This window comes from Kocuria sp. SL71 (assembly GCF_026672465.1).
GTDB classification, from domain to species: Bacteria; Actinomycetota; Actinomycetes; order Actinomycetales; family Micrococcaceae; genus Kocuria; species Kocuria palustris.
This window is the reverse complement of the sequence record NZ_JAPPRE010000001.1, coordinates 2,385,500-2,403,869: the sequence shown is the minus strand read 5'-3', so window position 1 is coordinate 2,403,869 and position 18,370 is coordinate 2,385,500. Positions and strand designations below refer to the sequence as shown.

Genomic DNA, 18,370 nt, shown 5'->3' with positions numbered 1-18,370 from the left:
ATGTTGCACCGGGTGCAATGCCTCACCCCGTGACACTCGCGCAGGACGGCACCGCCTCCGGTGTTAGATTCACCGGCATGAGCTCTCCCTCCTCCCGCGCGGACGCGCCGGACAGCGCCGCCGCACCCATCGGATCCTCCAGCCTCGGCGCCGGGATGAAGGGCCGTCATCTCGTGATGATGAGCCTCGGCTCCGCGATCGGCGCAGGTCTGTTCGTGGGCTCGGGCGCCGGCATCCACACCGCTGGTCCCGCGGTCCTGCTCTCCTACGTCATCGCCGGGCTCGTGGTGATCATCATGATGCGCAGCCTGGGAGAGCTCTCCGCCGCCCACCCCTCCTCCGGGGCCTTCTCCGTCTACACATCCCGAGCCCTCGGCCCGGCCGCCGGCTTCACGGTCGGATGGCTGTGGTGGCTGCAGCTATGCCTGGTGATCGCCGCCGAATCGACGGCAGCCGCGCAGCTGCTCAACGGCCTGTGGCCCGTCTTCCCCCAGTGGGTGCTGGCCCTCGTGTTCATGGTCGCCTTCACCGCGGTCAACATGCTCGGCGTGGGGAAGTTCGGCGAGTTCGAGTTCTGGTTCTCCATGATCAAGGTCGGCGCCGTGGTGGCCTTCCTCATCGTGGGCATCGTGTTCCTGCTCGGCGGCACGCCGACCGAGTCCCCGGGGCTGAGCAACCTGAGCGATCACGGCGGCTTCTTCCCCCTGGGCCTGGGCGGCGTGGCCGCGGGCCTGCTCGTGGTGGCCTTCGCCTTCGGCGGCATCGAGATCGTGGCGGTGGCGGCCGCCGAGACCGAGAACCCCGCGCAGAACATCCGCCGCGCGGTGCGCACCATCGTGTGGCGCATCCTGATCTTCTACATGGGCTCGGTCGCGCTCATGGTGATCGCCCTGCCCTGGGACTCCGACGAGCTGCTGGCCTCGCCGTTCGTGGCCACCCTGGACGCCGCCGGCCTGCCCGGGCTGGGCGCGGTGCTCGGAGTGATCATCGTGGTCGCCCTGCTGTCGTCGCTGAACGCGAACCTCTACGGGGCCTCCCGCATGGTCTACTCGCTGTCCGAGCGCGGCCTGGCGCCGGCGGCCCTGCACCGGATCGACGGCCGCCGCGTCCCCCTGCTGGCCGTACTCGCCTCGGTCGCCCTGGGGTTCGTGGGCGTGCTGCTGAACTACCTGTGGGCAGAGGCCGTGCTGGGCATCCTGCTCAACATCGTGGGCTCCACCCTGATCGTCACGTGGGTGGCCACGATCGTCTCCCACCTGATCCTGCGCCGACGCGCCGAGCGCGACGGGACCCCCATGCCCGTGAAGGGCCGCGGCTTCCCCTACGTCAACTACCTGGCGCTGGCCATCATCGCGGCCATCATCGTGCTGGGCATGGGTGTGCCGGATGTGCGCTTCCAGCTGCTGGCCACCGGCGCCCTGGTGGTCGTCCTGTGGGTCATCGGCGCCGCCCTCGCCCGCCGCCGCCCCGAGCTGGCCACCGCAGACCGGGTCTGAGGGCACCCGCAGCAGCGAGGCCCCGCCGGAAGCCCTCCACGGCTCCCGGCGGGGCCTCGTCAGCACTTCCGGTGCGCAGCGGTGCACCGAGCCGGCCCGGACATGTGAAAGGGACGCTTCGCCCACCCATGGTGCGAAGCGCCCCTTCGGCTCGGCCGCGTGACCGGAGGAGCACGCGGCCGGCGGAGATCGGGTCAGCGGACCCGGACCGGATCAGATGCGGTCGTTGCGACCATCCAGATCAGTGCGGCCGTCGACGTCACGACCGTCGACTCCGCGAGCGTCGGCGTCGCGCTCGATGTCGACCTCCTCGCGGGCGACATCGGTCTGGACCTGCTCCTGATCCTGGACCACGTTCTTGTCCAGGCCCACGCGCTCCTTGGCCACGACATCCTTGTCGACCACGGGGCGCTCCTCGGAGAGGCTGACCTCGACGTCCTCGTCCGACAGGCGGCCGCCGTGCTCGCCATCGGCGATCGGCTCGCGGACGATCTCGACCTCCTCGCGCTCGACCGGGACAGTGACGGTCTCGGTGTCGTGCACGATGTGCTTGCGCAGGCGAGCACGGCCGGTCTGCACGCGCTCGGTGCCGACGTTGACCTCCTCCTCGTGGCGGACCACGGAGTTGGCGTCATCGCCGCGGGCGGTGCCTGCAGCAGCGACATCGTCGCGGTGACGGGCATCGCCGTCGCGCAGGTCGCCCTCACGGCGATCGCCGGCGAGGGGGCCGTCGGCCGCGTTGTCGCGGTGCCGGGCGTCGCCGTCGCGCAGGTCGTTGTCGCGGCGGTCGCCGACGCGGCGGTCGTTGTCGCGGCGGTCGCCGGTGTGCGCCGCACCGGCCACACCTGCGGCCGTGCCAGCGGTGCCCGCGGCAGCGGTCTCGCGGCCGTCGGCCGCACCATCGCGGGAGTCGCGGCCATCGCGCACCCGCTCGGTGCCGCCGGCCTGGAGGCCGTAGTAGCGGTAGAGCTCGTCCTCCTGGGACTCATCCACGTGGGAGTCCGCGTCCAGGTTCGGGGCGTCCTTGATGAAGGCCTTGGTGTAGGGCACGCGCAGGTCGTCGCCGTCCTGGGTGGCCTCATCGAGCGGGACGAAGGTCTCGTTGCCGCCGAACAGGCCGGTGTTGACCGTGACCCAGTTGGGCTGACCGGTGGCGTCGTCCAGGTAGACCTGACCGACCTTGCCGACCTTGTCCCCGTCCTGATCGATGACGGTGCTGCGCTGCAGGTCCTCGATGCTGATGTTGTTCGCCATGTCGTGCTCCTTAAGTCAAGTGTCGTGCACGTCCCCGCATCGATCTTGTGGACTGATGCGGGGCCCGGTTCGATGGATCGTCCCTTGTCGGACAGAGTCCCTTCGGTCCGGGGGCTGCTTGCCTGAGTAAACCATAAGCAGGTTTGGCATCCATCTGCATCAACTTTTCTGACGAATTCGCTCCGCACAGTCACCCAGTTCCCTGATGGTTCACTGAGAGCGGGGCCACATCTCTGGACGCCCGCGCCTGACGCGAGTACAGGCTCTGGCTACTCTGGGGTCATGAGTCAGACGGAGGCCCCGCAGGGCAGCGCGCCGGAGAAGGCAGGTGCCATCGAGCGGGCCACGGGGACCTCGTGGCCGGACTGGCGGCGGATCATGGCGGACGGCGGCGCCGCGGACGCAGATCACGCCAGCCTGGCCAGGATCGCGCTGGCCGCCATGGACGAGCGCGTGGAGAATCCGGGCTGGTGGGCGCAGTCGGTGGCCGTGGCCTACGAGCAGGACACCGGCCGCCGCGTGAAGGGACAGGTCGCGGACGGGACCTTCCAGGTCTCCGCGACCCGCACGCTGCCCGGGACCATGGATGAGGTCTTCGAGGCCTGGCTGGCCCGAGCCCAGGAGCTCACCGAGATCGATGGCACGGAGATCGTCGACGGCCCCCGGGAGACCGGCACGGCCAAGCGGCGCCACTGGCGGATCGGCCTTGCCGACGGCACGCGCGCCGTCGTGTCCGCGGAGGCCAAGGGCCAGGGCCGGGCGTTCCTGACAGCCACGCACACCAAGCTGCCCTCGATCGAGCAGCTCGAGCGCTGGCGGGCGGCATGGAAGGACCAGCTCGCCGGCCTGTGAGTCCACGGCAGCCGGCAGTCGGGAAGGAGAGCACATGCACGAACCAGCATCCGAGAACCGCAGCAACCGCTCCCGTGCGTCGGGATCCCGCCCAGGGCCCGCGGCGATCGCCGCCCTCCTGGCGGTGGCCCTGGGCATCGCGACGATCCTCAGCCCCGCCGCGAACCTGCTCCTGCTCATCGGCTGCGCAGCGGCCTTCGGCGCGGGCGTTGGACTGCTCCTGGACCCGCCCCTGCGCGGCTCGCTGCCCAAGGACAGGGCGGCCCTGCGGATCCTGCTGGGTGTCACGGCCGCCGGGGCGCTGCTGGTGGTCCTGCTGCCGGTCCTGAGTCGCACCGGCCTCTGGTGAGACCCCGCTCCGATGCCTCACAGGGCATCGGAGCGGGAAGGGATCAGTCCAGCCCGATCCAGTCGGCCAGCGCCCGGGTGTCCTTGGCACTGGCGTTGAAGCCCACGCGGCGGGCCTGCTCCACGATCGAGGCGTGCACGGCGCTGCGCATCACATCCTTGCTCGGCTGATCATCGCCGGCCAGGTCGATGCCGGCATCGGTGCAGCCGCGGATCGCGTAGAGCAGGTCCTCGCGGGAGATCTGGTGATGCCCCAGCTGCTTGGCCCGCTGCTGGCACCACGTGGTGGCCTCCGAGAGGCTGAAGCTCTCCGCCGTGCGCGAGTACTCCTCCAGCACAGTGAACACGGCGTTCCACTGCTTGCGCGACAGCCGCGGCGCCTTGGCCACCGTGCAGAAGCGCCCCACGGGCTCCGGGACGCGCACCTGGTGCTGCGCCTTGGACTCCACGGACGAGTTCACCGTCTGGTCATCGCGGCGCCCGCCCGAGGAGCCGGAGCCCGTCTTGGCCGGGGCCTTGTGACGGGTGTCGTCCCAGACGCAGCGGTCGTCGAAGCGGGCGTGCGGCAGCCCGACCCGCTCCAGCGCCTTCTTGAAGGACCCGGCTCCGAACCACTTGCTGGCCTTGAGGCCGTCGCCGAGCTCCTCCAGCGCCAGCCGGGACAGATGCGTGTAGGTCAGCGGCGCGGTCGAGCGGCGGTAGGCCCGCGTCACGAAGGACCGGAAGTCCTCCCAGTCCGCGTCCTGCGACCGATCCTCGCCGGAATCCCTCGCCCCGCGCTCCGGGAGCAGGCGGGGCTCGTCGTCGTCCTCGTCGTCGTCGTCCTCGTCGTCGTAGTCGTCCTCGAGGTCGTCGTCCTCGTCGAGCACTGCGGGGTCGTCGTCATCCCAGTCCTCGGAGTCATCGTCCGCCGGGGACTCCGCGTCCGCCTCCTCCTCGGCCTGCTCGGCGCCCTCCGTGGCGGCGAGCAGATCGAAGATGTCCTGCTCGTCGAGGTACTCGTCCGCCAGGGCCTCATAGGCGATCGCGGTCGAGCCGGTGGCGATCACGCAGGTGCGCAGATCGGCGGCGCGCAGGACCTGCAGCAGGGGCGTGAAGTCCGAGTCCGACGACGCCAGGACGAACTCCTCGAACAGGGCCCCCTGGTTCAGCGCGGCCATGACATCCACGACGATGCGGATGTCCGCGCCGTTCTTCGCCTGCTTGGTCAGCGCGGGGCAGTCCACGACCTCGATGCCGGCCTGGGTGAAGTACGGGCGGAAGGCATCGAAGCGGATGCGCTGCCCGGGCTCGGTGGGATGCGGGACGCTGCCGCCCGGGTTCAGGTAGCAGCGCAGCTGCAGCCAGCGCCGCGAGGGGGCGCCGTCCGGATGCGTCAGCCCCTCGATCCACACCTGCGGGCGCTCGGCGATGCGCACGGCGGCTTGCGGGTCGGAGCGCAGGAGCCCGCCGAAGAAGTTGTCGAAGTCGATGTACAGGGCAGAGCGGCGCTGGTCCACAGGTGCCTCCGGGGGGTTGGTCATCACTCAAGCACCCTACGCGTCAGGGGCGACGACGCAGGCCCTCATGACGGGCTCCCGGGCGGAAGGCGCAGCGACAGCGAGCGCGGCTCAGCCCAGCTTCCGCTTGACGTAGCTCTCGCGCACCATCTCCACGACCTCGACGGAGACGCTGCCTGCCGGCCCTTCCGGAACTGCCCCGGCGACCGCCTCGAGGATCGCCTCCGCGGTGCGCGTCCTCAGCTCCTGGCTGCGCCCGGGCAGGACCCGCAGCTGCACTGCCACGTAGCCCGTGCCGTCATGCGGGTGATCCACGGCGAAGTCCTCGAGCACGCGCGCCCGGGCCTTGGCGGAGGACATGTCGTACTCGCCGATCCCCTGCAGGGCGCCCAGCCCCGCCCGGATCAGCTCCTGGGCGTCATAGCCAGGTGCGGCGGCGATGTCTGCGGTGGTCTCGATGATCAGATGCGGCATGAGGTGAGCCTGCCACCGGGGCCCGGCGCCGCACCAGAGCTGCCGCGCCGGTGCGGCGCCCAGCAGGTGCTCAGCCGCGGCGGATCCAGGCGGTGGAGCGTCCGCTCAGGCGGCCGTCCTCCAGCGGGGCGCTGACCAGCAGGACCTCGCCCTGGGGCAGGTCCACCTGCTCGGAGCCGAAGTTCGTCACGGACTCCCAGCCGCCGGGGCGCACGAGATGCAGGACCTCGTCCGCGTCCAGGCCGCCCCACTCGAGCACCTCATCGCCCTGCAGCTGCCGGCGCAGGCTCAGCGCCTGCCGGTACAGCGACAGGAAGGACTCCGGCTGCTGCGCCTCCTGGGCGGCCGCATAGCGGGCGAACCACTCCGGCTGCGGCAGATGGGGCGGCCCGCCGAAGCCGTTGTGCGGCTGATCCGCATCCCACGGCAGCGGGACGCGGCAGCCGTCGCGGCCCTGGTCCACCCCGGGATTGCGGAAGAACGACGGGTCCTGGCGCTCGTGGTCCGCGATCTCCACGACCTCCTGCAGGCCGAGCTCCTCGCCTTGATAGAGGTAGGCGGAGCCGGGCAGCGCGAGCAGGAGCATGACGGCCGCGCGCGCCCGACGCTCGCCGAGCTCCCGGTCGAGCAGCGGCATGCCGTCCTCGAGCAGCAGCCACTGCTGGGAGGCGACCTTGAGGTTCTCGCCGCCGGCGGAGTTGCGCGGGAACTCCCCCAGGGCCTGACGCAGCCCGCCGAGGTCCAGCCCGTAGCGGGTGGCGTGGCGGACGACGTCGTGGTTGGACAGCACCCAGGTGCTCGAGGCTCCCGAGCGAGCTGCCTCCGCGAGGTTCTTCCGGATGGCGCGGCGGAACTCGGAGGCGTCGAACGGGACCTCCAGCAGATCGAAGCTGAAGGCCTGGCCGAGCCCCTCCGAGCTGGCGTAGCGGGCCAGGCGGTCGGGATGGACCCAGGCTTCGGCCACGGCGGTGCGGGGAGGGTCGTACTCGTCGAAGACCTGGCGCCACTCGCGGTAGATCTCGTGGACCTCGTCGCGATCCCAGAAGGGATGTGCGCCCAGGGACTCGAACTCGTCCGGCAGCTCGGCGCTGGCCGGCAGCTGCTCGGGCAGGTCCTTGGCCAGCCCGTGGGCGACGTCGATCCGGAAGCCGTCCACCCCGCGGTCCGACCAGAAGCGCAGCGTGGTCAGGAACTCCTGGTGGACCTCCGGGTTGGACCAGTCGAAGTCCGGCTGCTCGCTGGCGAACAGGTGCAGGTACCACTGCCCCGGAGTGCCGTCCGGCTCGGTGACGCGCGTCCAGGCCGGGCCGCCGAAAATGGAGGTCCAGTCCGCCGGCGGCAGCTCGCCGTGCTCGCCTCGGCCCTCCCGGAAGATGTAGCGGGCGCGCTCGGGGCTGCCCGGCCCGGCGGCCAGCGCCTCCTGGAACCACACGTGCTGATCCGAGCTGTGGTTGGGCACGATGTCGACCACGACCTTGATCTGCCGCTCGTGCAGGGCCGCGACGAGCTCGTCGAAGTCCTCGAGGGTGCCCAGACGGGAGTCGACGTCGCGGTAGTCGGCGACGTCGTAGCCGCCGTCGGCCAGCTCCGAGGGATAGAACGGGCTCAGCCACACGGCATCCACTCCCAGGTCCCGCAGGTAGTCCGCGCGACGGGTCACGCCGCGCAGGTCCCCCAGGCCGTCGCCGTCGGCGTCCTGGAAGCTGCGCGGATAGACCTGGTAGACGACCGCCTGCCGCCACCAGTCCGGCGAGCTCCAGAGGGGGTTCGGCTGCGGTGCCTCGGAGGCGGGGATGCTCACAGGATCTCTCCTTCATGCAGGGGATGAACGCGGATGCGCTGAGGTCGGACGACGACGGAGCCCGACAGACGGACCCGACGCGCAATCTCACCAGGCTATCGACGCTCCACGACAGCCCGGGAACGGCGACGCGCACGGGCAGAGGAACATGCCCGGGAAACCATGGTGTGGCCCCCATCACCAGACGGGCCTACTCTGGGCCTCGGACCGACAGTCCGACGCCTCGAGGGTCCTGTGCCGCCATCAGCGCAGGTCACGGCGCTCTCGCGGGTGACGACAGGCACGATCTCATCGAAAGGCACCCCATGGCTCTCCAGTTCCCCGAGAAGAAGCATCTGCGTCTCGCGCCCCTGGGCCTCGTCCTGGCCGCCGGGCTCACGCTGTCCGCCTGCGGAGGTGGCGACGACGCCTCCTCCGACTCGTCCTCCTCCGACTCCAGCGCCTCGGAGTCCAGCTCGTCCGCCTCGGGCAGGGCGTCCGAGGGAGCGTCGGGCGGTGCCTCCGACGGCGCTTCGGGTGGTGCCTCCGCTGGCGCTTCCGCTGGTGCCGAGGGCGATGCCGCCGCCGGCGGGGCGGCAGGTGCTGAGGGCGGCGATGCCGCAGCCGGCGGTGAGGGTGCCGCTGGCGGCGATGCCGCAGCAGGTGCCGAGGGCGGCGACGCGGCTGCCGGTGCTGAGGGCGACGCCGCCGCCGGCGGTGCTGCTGGCGCCGAGGGCGGCGCAGGCGCTGAGGATGCCGCAGGCGCTGAGGGCGGTGCCGCCTCGGGAGCGGTCGATCCGTACAACGGCGGCGTGCCGGAGTCCGTCGGCGTCGACCCGGGCGCGGCTCCGTCGATCCAGCCCGGCCCGTACACGGTCACCCAGGGCGACACCCTGGGCTACATCTCGACGCTGTCGGGCATCACGGTCGACGACATCGCGGCGGCCAACGGCCTCTCGAACGTCGACCAGCTCGAGGTCGGCCAGACGATCACCATCCCCGAGGCCGGCTGATCCCCAGCCGACTCGATCGACGGGCCTCCCTCTGACCAGAGGGAGGCCCGTCGTGCTGCGGGGGCGCAGAACCCGCGGCATCTCCTGGTCATCGCGGGTTCGGCCTGCCTACGGTTCAGGACATGAGCACTCACAGCACCACCCCGACCCCTACCGACACCGTCGACTGGGCCTTCGTGACCGAGGGCCCCTGCGCCGAGTGCGGCTTCGCCCCGGGACTGCGCGAGCTCTCCGCCGCCGAGACCCTTCGCGCCTCCGCCGCCTCGTGGCAGGAGACGATCGAGCGCGACGACGTCCGCGAGCGCCCGTCGGCTGAGGTCTGGTCCCCGCTGGAGTACGCCGCGCACAACCGCGATGTGGTGGGGCTGTTCCACGAGCGGATCTCGCTGCTGCTCGAGAAGGACGACCCGCGGTTCGGCTCCTGGGACGGGGAGCAGGTCGCCGTGGACTCCGACTACGGAGCCCAGGACCCGGCGGTCGTCGCCGCCGAGTACGCGCAGGCCGCCGATGAGACGGCCGCCCTGCTGGACGGCCTGGACGAGCAGCAGCTCAGGCGCACGGGCTCACGGGCCGACGGCCGCGCCTTCACCGTGGCCGGGCTGATCGACTACCTCCTGCACGAGGTGCGCCATCACCTGCACGACGTCGGCATCCAGGCGCCTCGCGAGGGCGTCCAGGAGGCTGCGGCGGAGGTCGCTGAGCAGGCCCACGATGAGGACGCAGGAGCGTCGCAGTGACCGCGCCCCTGCGCGAGCTCGTGCGCGTCCTGCTGGACGCCGGTACGCTCGGGCGCGCAGGCGCCTCCGTGCCCGAGCAGCCGCCCGTGGGCGGCTTCCGCACCGTCCCGGTCACCCTGGACTGAGGACGTTCCGTCGCCCGCGCCCTCACCGGTGCCGCCGGTGCGCGCCCGTCGTCGTGGAACGAGGACCCCATGCCCTCCGTGCAGACCGATCTCTGGTTCGACACCCAGGCCCTCGAGGCCGCCGAGTACTGGACCTCCCTGGTCCCCGGCTCGCGGATCCTGGAGGTGTTCCACGACCACGGAGGCAACCCATTCACCGACGGCGAGGGCTCCGTGCTCTACGTCCAGTTCGAGCTCGGCGGCCAGCGCTACGGCGCCGTCAACGGAGGACCGCACTTCCAGCTCGACGAGTCCGTCTCCATCTCCCTGATGTGCGATGACCAGGCCGAGGTCGACCGGTACTGGGAGGAGCTGACCCGAGAGGGCAGCGAGTCCATGTGCGGGTGGTGCAAGGACCGTTACGGCATGAGCTGGCAGATCGTCCCGCAGGAGATGATGCGGCTGCAGGCCGACTGCGACCCGGTCGCCGCGCGGCGCTCCACGCAGGCCATGCTCGCCATGCACCGACTGGATGTGCAGACGCTGCGCCGCATCGCGCTGCGCACCGAGGACCAGGACCGGATGCCCGCACCGGTCCCGGAGCAGGGCCGGGTGCCGAACCACATCGAGGGCGCGGTGCGCATCTCTGCCCCGGCGCACGAGGCCTGGGAGCTGATCTCGCGCCCGGGATGGTGGGTCAACGACGGCCGGATCCGCGAGCACGAGATCACCTCGGACGGCGACCGCCACACGGTGACCGACCCCGTGCACGGCACCTTCGCGCTCACGGTCGAGGACAGGCTCGACGGTGAGTTCATCGCCTACCGCTGGGAGGGCTTCGAGGGCTCCGACGATCCTCGCACCCTCACGCAGTTCTTGGTCGATCCCCTGGACGACGTCTCGTGCATGGTCCGGATGCTGGAGTCCGGCATCCGCGACGGCGGGGCCTCCGATGCCGCGCTGCGGCCGACCTACGACGACCAGGCAGGCGGCTGGTGCCTGGAGCTGCGAGCGCTGCGCTCGGCCCTCGACGGCTCCTGATCCGCGGCCGGCGCTGACGCGGCGTCGGCGCCCGGCAGCGCAGAGGGCGGTCGGCCTCCGTCGCCGCCTCGTCGCCGGAGGACGGCCTCCGGTCGTCGGCGGACGTCGCAGGTGACGACGGCCGGACCTGCCAGTCCTGGCGAGTGCGCCGGGTCCGCCGAGCTGTGCGCAGCGCTCCCACGGCCACCGCGATGCCGATCAGCAGCGGCACCCACACCTTGGAGTACTCCAGCAGGAAGCCAGCCCACTCGGGCAGCTCGATGCTGGGCCAGGGGATCGACGGGAGGTCGATCTCCGGCCAGGGGAGGCGGGGCAGGCTGATCTGCTGCCACGGGATGCCGAGATCGGGCAGCAGCCGGCCCAGGAAGCTCCACACCGGATCGAGCAGACGGAGGATCAGCGGCAGCAGCACGATGCCCGCGATCGCCGCCCCCGCTCGCCCCAGCCCCTCCATGAGCGGGTAGACCGCGCGCTTCCAGGGCGAGGCCTCCATGGCCGCCTGGCGACGTGCGGCCCACGATCCTTCCGGCGGTGCGAACTCGGCCACCTGGCTGCCGTCCTTGAAGCGGACGTGGGCGACCCGGGTCCCGCCGCCGACCGCCTTGACCACGATGCGGGGATCGGCGAACGAGAGCAGCAGGGACTTGGCCTCCGTGGCCGGCGCCTGGTCGGGCTGCTCGTCGGAGGATCCGGTGCGGGCGTCGTCGTCCTCCGGGTGCACGGCCACGCGATGCGAGCCGAGCTGCGAGGCCCGTGCGAGCACGCGGGTCCCGCGGAAGAACACGCAGCCCTTCTGCGGGCCCTCCATGTCGTCGCTGCGGAACTGCGGATCGACCTCGGTGAGCTGGGCGCGATTGCCCACCGCCACGCTGAACGGCCCGAGCTGCGGGTGCTGCAGGCGCCAGATCTCCGGCTGAGGCCGCCCCGGCGCAGGCTGCACGACGTCCTGCGGGGCCTGAGCCCCCTCTTGGTTCTGCTGCTCGCTCGTCATGCTCCAGAAGCTACTGAGGACGACCATCTCCGGTCATCGGCCCCCGGGACGACTTCGGGCGCTCATCCTTCTGGAGGGGTCCTGGGCCTCTCTTCGCCGCGGATCATCAGCCCCCTGCCCGAATGCTCCTCGCCGTCCTACGCTGGGAGCATGGATCACAGCACCGGACAGCTCACCGACCAGGAGATCGCCGAGGCTCAGCTCGCCGACTGGAGCGTGGAGGACGGCGTGCTGCGCGCGTCGTTCGACACCGGCGACTTCCTCAGCGGCCTCAAGTTCGTCACCGCGCTGGCGGAGATCGCGGAGGAGGCCGGACATCACCCCGACGTCCTGCTGACCTACCCCTCCGTGCAGCTCTCGCTGATCAGCCACGACGTCGAGGCCATCACCCAGAAGGACGTCACCATGGCGCGGCGGCTCTCGGAGCTCGCCGAGCAGATCGGCGTCTCCGCCGCCTGAGCGCGCGCGACCGCAGCACCACGCGGACCAGGGACCCCGCCGGATCGCACCGGCGGGGTCCCTGCGTCGTCTCAGCGCCCTGCGCTGTCCCAGAGTCCTGCGCGCCCAGGCCCCGGCCGCCTCAGGCGCCCAGCACGCGAATGGCCACCTGCACGCGGTTGGTGACCTCGAGCTTGGCGAAGATGCTGGCCACGTGCGTCTTGACCGTGGTGATCGACAGGAACATCTCCTCGGCGATCTCCGAGTTCGTCAGTCCCCGGGCCACGGCCTCGGCGATCTCGCGCTCCCGGGCGCTCAGGACGTCCAGCCCCGGCCCGGACCCGACCTGGGGCCGGGGAGCAGAGCCCTGTGACGAGGACTGCTCCCCGTCCGAGACGGACACGGAGCCCGGCCTCGCCTCAGGGGTGCCGAGCCGCCTGCCCTGCGCCGTGGCCACGGCGATCAGCCGCGAGAGCACCTGCGGGGAGACCGTGGAGCGGCCGGCGGACGTCTCCTGGACGGCTTCCACGAGCTGGCGCGGCGGGGTGTCCTTGAGCATGAAGCCCAGAGCCCCGGCCTCGAGGGCGTCCAGGATGAACGAGTCGGTGTCGAAGGCCGTGAGCATCAGGACCTCGGGCGGCTGCGGCAGCGCGCGCACGAGCCGACATCCCTCGATCCCGTCGACACGGGGCATGCGGATGTCCATGAGGACCACGTCCGGGCTCAGCTGACCGGCGAGCTCGGCGGCCCCCGCGCCGTCGGCGGCCTCGCCCACGACCTGGAGGTTCTCGGCGCCGTCGAGCAGCAGCTTCAGTCCGGCACGCATGAGGGACTCGTCGTCGACCAGCAGGATGCGGACGGGATCGCAGTCTAGCTGCGGCATGGGATGCACGCCTCCAATCGGAACATGGTCTCGGTGCGCTCAGTGCTGATCGTGCCACCCAGACCGCGAGCGCGCTCGTCGAGTCCCACCAGGCCGAAGCCGCTGGGCTCCGGATGCGCGTCGGCGACCAGCGGATTGCTCACCGTCAGGGACACCGCCCCGGCGCGACGAGACCAGCGGACGGTCACCGGCGCACCGGGCGCGTGCTTGACCGCGTTGGTCAGCGCCTCCTGCAGGATCCGGTAGAGCGTGCGCGCCGCAGTGTCGGGCACGGCCTCGGCGTCGACGACCTCCCGGCCGACCATCTCGACCCGGGCGCCTGCCGCGCGGAACTCCGCCAGCAGCTCGGGCAGCTGCCGCAGATCGGGCTCGGGCCGGGTGTCCCCGGGGTCGTCGCGCAGGATGTCGAGCACGGTGCGCAGCTCGGCCGACGCCGTCGCGGCCGTCTGCTGCACCAGTCGAGCGGTCGAGCGGACGGTGTCGCGGTCAAGGTCCTCGCGGTAGTCCAGCGCACCGGCGTACGTGCTGATCAGGGCCAGGCGGTGGGAGAGGGTGTCGTGCATCTCCCGAGCGATCCGGGTGCGCTCCTGCGCCCGGGACTGCTCCGCGCGGGCGTGCTCCTCGCGCACCAGGGCGGCCGCCTCCCGTCGGGCCGTCAGCGCCTCGGCCTGCAGGGCCCGGATCCGGCGGCGGCGGGACCACCGGTACATGCCGATCAGCACAGGCACCAGGAGCATCACGGCCGAGACCCCGCACACCAGCAGGCCTTCGAACCACCCCTCGGCGGAGTCTTGGATGAAGTACCCGACGATGGTCGCGGCCACCGTGACGACGTAGACCAGCCCCGCCCACGACCGACGTCCCCGTGAGGAGATCGAGATCATGGTGAACAGCGAGGCAAGCCACGCCGAGACCGAGAGGGACACGCACACGCCGATGATCAGGGCGGCGATCAGCGCCGAGCGGGGCTCGGGCCGGTCCACCAGCTCCGCCGGATCCACGGAGCCGTCCTCGAGCGCCTGCGCATCGGTGAACCCGTGCCGCAGCGCCACGGGGACCAGTGCCACCGCGATCAGTCCCAGGACCACATCCAGGACCGAGAGCAGGACCACGGGCCGGCCCGGGCCGTACACGTCCAAGGGGTCCAGCGGATCGCCCTGGGTCAGCACCACGACCAGGATCAGCCCCCAGACCACCGGCCCGAGCAGGAAGGCGAGCAGCGTGAGGATCGCGGTGAACCACGGGCGCTGCAGCCTGCGCGGACTCCGGGGCTGACGGGGCGGCTCCGGCGCCGACGCAGCCCACGGGGCGGCGGTCTGGGACGTGGTGGCGGACATGGCTCTCAGCGTAGGAGCGCGCCGCGGCCGCGTCGCCGTCCGGAAGCATGAACGGGCCCTCATCCCATCCGACGAGATCCCGCCGCCCACGGCCCCAGCGAGCGGCATCACACCGGGAGCCTGAGCCCGTCGGTATACCGTGGAGCGCTCACCGGCCCTCTCGGGCCCCTCCCTCCACCGAAACTCGAGCTTCCCTATGCCCTCCTCCAGCCCGGCTTCCGAGCAGGCTCCCGATTCCGGCGACGCCGAGTACCCCCACGGCACTCACCCGGGGCTCGTCCCCGGCGTGGCCGTCGACGAGCAGCGGGTGCGCTACCGCACCGACAAGATCACCTTCGGGGTGGCCGGCGGCCTCATCGTCGCCTTCATCCTCTGGGGCGCGCTGTCCACCGAGAGCCTCACCTCCGCCTCGACCAGCGCCCTGAGCTTCACCGTCACCTACGGCGGCTGGATCTTCACGACCCTGGCGGCCGTCGTCCTGCTGTTCCTGCTGTTCGTGGGCTTCTCCCGCTTCGGGCGCATCCCGCTCGGCAAGGACGGCGAGCAGCCGGCCTACTCCATGCGCTCCTGGATCGCGATGCTCTTCGCGGCGGGCATGGGCGTGGGCCTGATCTTCTTCGGCGCCTACGAGCCTGTGACGTACTACATGACCCCGCCGCCGGGGCGTGCTGAGCCCGAGTCGCTGCAGGCCATGCACTCGGCGATGGCGCAGACGATCTTTCACTGGGGTCTGCAGGCCTGGGCGATCTACGCCATGGTCGGCGCGGCCATGGGCTACGCCGCCTACCGCCGCGGCCGTCCCCTGCTGATCTCGGCGATCTTCGGCCAGCGGGCGCCGGGCAGCGTCTGGGGGCGGCTGATCGACGCCTTCGCCGTGATCGGCATCCTGTTCGCCACGGCCGCCTCGCTCGGGCTGGGCACCCTGCAGATCGGCCGCGGCGTGGAGGTCGTGGTGGGCATCGGCCCGGTGTCCAACGCCGTGCTGATCGGGATCATCGCCGTGCTCACCGCGTGCTTCCTGATCTCGGCCGTCTCCGGCATCGCCAAGGGCATCCGGCTGCTGTCGAACGTCAACATGGTCCTGGCCGCCGCCGTGGCGTTCTTCCTGTTCGTGGTCGGCCCCACGGTCTTCCTGCTGAACTTCATCCCCTCCGTGGTGGCCACGTACTTCGGCGAGATGTTCGACATGCTCTCGATGTCCGCCTCCAAGGGCCCCGACGCCGAGGAGTTCATGCGCTACTGGACCCTGTTCTACTGGGCCTGGTGGGTCTCGTGGGCGCCGTTCGTGGGCGCGTTCGTCGCACAGATCTCGCGCGGGCGCACCCTGCGCCAGTACGTGACCGTGGTGCTGCTGGCCCCCACCGCCATCTGCGTGCTCGCCTTCTCGATCTTCGGCGGCACCGCCATCTGGCTGCAGCGCTCGGGCAGCGACATCGCCGGAGCGGCCTCCCCCGGAGGACATGCTCTTCCAGATGCTCGACGCCCTGCCGATGTCCCAGATCAGCTCGGTGGCCGTGATGATCCTGCTGGCGGTCTTCTTCATCACCTCGGCCGACTCGGCCTCTGTGGTCATGGCCTCGATGTCCCAGCGCGGCAACCCCGAGCCGACCAAGCCGGTCGTCGCCTTCTGGGCGCTGGCCCTGGCCGGCGTGGCCGCCGTGATGCTGGTCGTGGGCGGGGCCGATGCCCTGCAGGGGCTGCAGGACCTCGTCACGGTGGCGGCCCTGCCCTTCGCCGTGATCCTGCTGTGCATCATGCCGGCGTTCTTCCGGCTGCTGTCGACCGACCCCATGATGCTGCGCGTCCAGTACGCGCGGGTGGCGATCGACGACGCCATGCGCACGGGCATGTCCGAGCACGGCGACGACTTCGCCCTGGCCGTCAAGCACGAGACCGAGGGGTCCTCCGCCGGACGCGACTTCGACTCGACCTCCCCCGAGTACACCGAGTGGTACCGCCGCACCGACGAGAACGGCGAGCCGGCGGAGTACGACTATGAGAAGGACCGCTGGGCCGACGAGGCGACAGGCGAGATGTCGTCCGTGGAGGCTGCCGGTGAGTCCGGCTCCGAGGCCCCGTCCGGCACCGAGGCGGAGCCCCGGGCCGACGAGCCCGCCCGCGGCAAGGCCCCCTGGAGGCGCTGAGCGAGCGCATCCCGCACGACGACGCCGTCTGGTCGCCCTGCGCCGCGGCATTCATCGTCGAGGGGACCCATCGGACGCTTTCGTCGCCGAGGGGACGCAACTGACACCCTTCCAGGTGCAGGAAGGCGTCGGACGGGTCCCCTCAGCGCGTACGGGGTCAGCTACGTCCCCTCGGCGTTCCAGTTGACGCTCGACGACGCCCGCACCGCTTCAGCCGCGGGCGATGGCGACCGCCGAGCGGATGAGCGGGATCTGCAGCGGGACGCGCCCGATCGCGACGGCCTGAGCCGGCCACGGCTTGTCCCGCCAGTCCACGGCCATCTTGATGTTGCCCGGCCACACGCCCACGAGGAGCGCGGCCGACGCCGCACCGCCCAGCCGACGGGTCCGAGGTATAGCCAGCAACCCGGCCACACCGAGCTCGGCGACGCCCGACCACACAGCCCACTGGCGAGGCGTCCCGGGCAGCGCCTCCGGGATGATGCTCTGGTAGACGCCGGGGACCGCCAGATGCAGCATGCCGGTCACGGCATACATGCGCGCCTGGCGGCGACCCAGCGCGTCGGGCGACCTCCCCGCCGCCCTGGGGAAGGTCGTCACCGCAGTGGTCGACGCAGTGAGAGCCGAGGTCGCGGAGCTCCCGGCTCCCGACCTGCGAAGCCTGCGCATGGTGCGTCGATGCCGGGCGAGCTGGCGCCGGCGCTCGGCACGGATCTGACGGGGCCGCAGAGAACTCATCATGCTTGCCATTCTGGCCCCGCACGGCGGCCGCCGTCGATCCGGCCGCTCAGCGGCTCCGCTGACAGGCATCCCCTGCCGTGCGAGACCGGCGCCTCGGCATAGGCCTCAGCGCCCTCGGCTCCGAAGGGGCCGCGTCGGAGGAGAAGGTGACGTAGACGAGACGGGGCATGGCTGCTGCCCTTCCGGTCGATTCCTGGATCGGGGTGAAGGCTGCCTCAACGGCCCCAGGCCTCGCGCAGCACGCGCAGGGAGTCGATGGCACCCTCGGAGGTGGAGCCCACCGGAGCGACCATGATCTCGTCGGCGCTGGCGCGGGCCGCGAAGTCCTCCACGTACTGCTTGACCTGGGCGCCGTCGCCCACGGCCGTGTAGCGGATCATGTTGAGGATCTGCTGCCCGGCCGGGGAGTGCATGACCAGGTCGAGCTCCTCCTCGGAGAGCTCCCGGCCGCGTCCGGCCATCTGGCGCACGCGGGAGCGGCGGTACCACTCGAGCTCCTGCGCCGCGTCGTCCGGGTCGTCGCGACCCACGACGTTGACCGCGGCGATCACGTACGGCTCATCGAGCACCTCGGAGGGCTGGAACTGCGCGCGGTAGGCCTGCGTGGCCTGCTCGAGGGCCTCCGGGGCGAAGTGCGAGGCGAACGAGTACGGCAGGCCGTAGGCGGCGGCCAGGGTGGCGCCGAACATCGACGAGCCCAGGATGTAGAGCGGCACGTTCGTGCCGGCGCCGGGGACGGCGCGCAGGCCGGGGACCACGGACTCGTCGCGCAGGAAGGCCTGCAGCTCCTTGACGTCCTGCGGGAACTCCTCGGCGGCACGGGGGTCGCGGCGCATGGCGCGCACGGCGGCCTGATCGGTGCCGGGCGCGCGGCCCAGGCCCAGATCGATGCGCCCGGGGTGCAGCTCGGCGAGGGTGCCGAACTGCTCCGCGATGATCAGCGGAGCGTGGTTGGGCAGCATGACGCCGCCCGAGCCGAGCCGGATCGACTCGGTCTGAGCGGCGATGTGCGCGATCAGCACGGCCGGGGCAGCCGAGGCGATCGAGCTCATGTTGTGGTGCTCGGTGTACCAGACGCGCTCGTAGCCCAGCCGCTCGGCGGCCTGTGCGAGCTCGACGGACTCCTGGAAGGCCTCCCCCACGGTCTTTCCGCTGCGGACGGAGGCGAAGTCGAGGACGGACAGAGGAAGGGGCATGGCGCGGGCCTTTCGGGATCGCAGGTGCTTAGGTCTCTGACC

General features: G+C 71.4%; 16 protein-coding genes and 2 pseudogenes. 10 read left to right on the top strand and 8 right to left on the bottom strand.

Annotated features, from left to right (window positions below; genetic code table 11):
* Positions 1-77: 77 nt before the first annotated feature.
* A complete protein-coding gene (locus OVA15_RS10940) occupies positions 78-1,496 on the top strand; it encodes an amino acid permease (RefSeq protein WP_326493290.1) in 1,419 nt (472 codons plus the stop codon).
* 213 nt (positions 1,497-1,709) lie between these two features.
* On the opposite strand, the gene OVA15_RS10935 is transcribed toward OVA15_RS10940, so the two are convergent.
* Positions 1,710-2,750, bottom strand: a complete 1,041-nt coding sequence (locus OVA15_RS10935; RefSeq protein ID WP_268144953.1) for a DUF2382 domain-containing protein — start codon at positions 2,748-2,750, stop codon at positions 1,710-1,712.
* Between the two features lie 282 nt (positions 2,751-3,032).
* Between OVA15_RS10935 and OVA15_RS10930 the strand changes: the two genes are divergently transcribed.
* Both OVA15_RS10930 and OVA15_RS10925 read left to right on the top strand, forming a co-directional pair.
* Positions 3,033-3,602 carry a hypothetical protein gene (locus OVA15_RS10930; RefSeq protein WP_268144951.1) on the top strand — a complete coding sequence of 190 codons (570 nt, stop codon included), beginning with the start codon at positions 3,033-3,035 and terminating at the stop codon, positions 3,600-3,602.
* A 34-nt stretch (positions 3,603-3,636) separates the two neighbouring features.
* On the top strand, positions 3,637-3,951 hold the full coding sequence (locus OVA15_RS10925; RefSeq protein ID WP_268144949.1) for a hypothetical protein: 315 nt from the start codon (positions 3,637-3,639) through the stop codon (positions 3,949-3,951).
* A 43-nt stretch (positions 3,952-3,994) separates the two neighbouring features.
* Here the strand turns inward: OVA15_RS10925 and OVA15_RS10920 are convergent, their stop codons facing one another.
* The 3 genes from OVA15_RS10920 to OVA15_RS10910 form a co-directional block, all read right to left on the bottom strand.
* Complete coding sequence (locus tag OVA15_RS10920; protein ID WP_268145711.1) at positions 3,995-5,473, bottom strand: NYN domain-containing protein; 1,479 nt, start codon at positions 5,471-5,473, stop codon at positions 3,995-3,997.
* 87 nt (positions 5,474-5,560) lie between these two features.
* Positions 5,561-5,923 (bottom strand): hypothetical protein, encoded by a 363-nt coding sequence (locus OVA15_RS10915; RefSeq protein ID WP_053446657.1) that lies wholly within the window; start codon positions 5,921-5,923, stop codon positions 5,561-5,563.
* Between the two features lie 70 nt (positions 5,924-5,993).
* The gene (locus OVA15_RS10910) at positions 5,994-7,724 is read right to left on the bottom strand and encodes a glycoside hydrolase family 13 protein (RefSeq protein ID WP_268144946.1); all 1,731 of its coding nucleotides are present in this window, start codon (positions 7,722-7,724) and stop codon (positions 5,994-5,996) included.
* Between the two features lie 305 nt (positions 7,725-8,029).
* Here OVA15_RS10910 and OVA15_RS10905 point away from each other — a divergent pair, with 305 nt between their 5' ends.
* The 5 genes from OVA15_RS10905 (at position 8,030) to OVA15_RS10885 (ending at position 12,048) form a co-directional block, all read left to right on the top strand.
* On the top strand, positions 8,030-8,716 hold the full coding sequence (locus OVA15_RS10905) for a LysM peptidoglycan-binding domain-containing protein (protein ID WP_268144944.1): 687 nt from the start codon (positions 8,030-8,032) through the stop codon (positions 8,714-8,716).
* 122 nt (positions 8,717-8,838) lie between these two features.
* Entirely contained in the window at positions 8,839-9,453 is a 615-nt protein-coding gene (locus tag OVA15_RS10900) for a DinB family protein (RefSeq protein WP_268144942.1), read from the top strand.
* Positions 9,450-9,578 carry a hypothetical protein gene (locus OVA15_RS10895; RefSeq protein ID WP_268144940.1) on the top strand — a complete coding sequence of 43 codons (129 nt, stop codon included), beginning with the start codon at positions 9,450-9,452 and terminating at the stop codon, positions 9,576-9,578. Before OVA15_RS10900 ends, OVA15_RS10895 begins: the two co-directional genes overlap by 4 nt.
* 69 nt (positions 9,579-9,647) lie before the next feature.
* On the top strand, positions 9,648-10,598 hold the full coding sequence (locus tag OVA15_RS10890) for a VOC family protein (RefSeq protein ID WP_268144938.1): 951 nt from the start codon (positions 9,648-9,650) through the stop codon (positions 10,596-10,598).
* A 1,141-nt stretch (positions 10,599-11,739) separates the two neighbouring features.
* Positions 11,740-12,048, top strand: a complete 309-nt coding sequence (locus OVA15_RS10885; protein WP_268144936.1) for a 4a-hydroxytetrahydrobiopterin dehydratase — start codon at positions 11,740-11,742, stop codon at positions 12,046-12,048.
* 121 nt (positions 12,049-12,169) lie between these two features.
* On the opposite strand, the gene OVA15_RS10880 is transcribed toward OVA15_RS10885, so the two are convergent.
* Together OVA15_RS10880 and OVA15_RS10875 are read right to left on the bottom strand one after the other, a co-directional pair.
* Positions 12,170-12,910 (bottom strand): response regulator, encoded by a 741-nt coding sequence (locus OVA15_RS10880; protein WP_268144934.1) that lies wholly within the window; start codon positions 12,908-12,910, stop codon positions 12,170-12,172.
* Positions 12,898-14,247, bottom strand: coding sequence for a sensor histidine kinase (locus tag OVA15_RS10875; protein ID WP_268144932.1), 1,350 nt, complete (start codon positions 14,245-14,247; stop codon positions 12,898-12,900). Before OVA15_RS10875 ends, OVA15_RS10880 begins: the two co-directional genes overlap by 13 nt.
* A gap of 196 nt (positions 14,248-14,443) precedes the next feature.
* Between OVA15_RS10875 and OVA15_RS10870 the strand changes: the two are divergent.
* A pseudogene (locus tag OVA15_RS10870) lies at positions 14,444-15,622 on the top strand (BCCT family transporter); the annotation flags it as partial.
* 85 nt (positions 15,623-15,707) lie between these two features.
* Positions 15,708-15,971: pseudogene (locus tag OVA15_RS10865) on the top strand (BCCT family transporter); the annotation flags it as partial.
* A gap of 630 nt (positions 15,972-16,601) precedes the next feature.
* Here the strand turns inward: OVA15_RS10865 and OVA15_RS10860 are convergent.
* Both OVA15_RS10860 and OVA15_RS10855 read right to left on the bottom strand, forming a co-directional pair.
* Positions 16,602-16,928 carry a DoxX family protein gene (locus OVA15_RS10860; protein WP_053448148.1) on the bottom strand — a complete coding sequence of 109 codons (327 nt, stop codon included), beginning with the start codon at positions 16,926-16,928 and terminating at the stop codon, positions 16,602-16,604.
* Between the two features lie 419 nt (positions 16,929-17,347).
* Positions 17,348-18,328 (bottom strand): LLM class flavin-dependent oxidoreductase, encoded by a 981-nt coding sequence (locus OVA15_RS10855; protein ID WP_024289451.1) that lies wholly within the window; start codon positions 18,326-18,328, stop codon positions 17,348-17,350.
* Between the last annotated feature and the right edge of the window lie 42 nt (positions 18,329-18,370).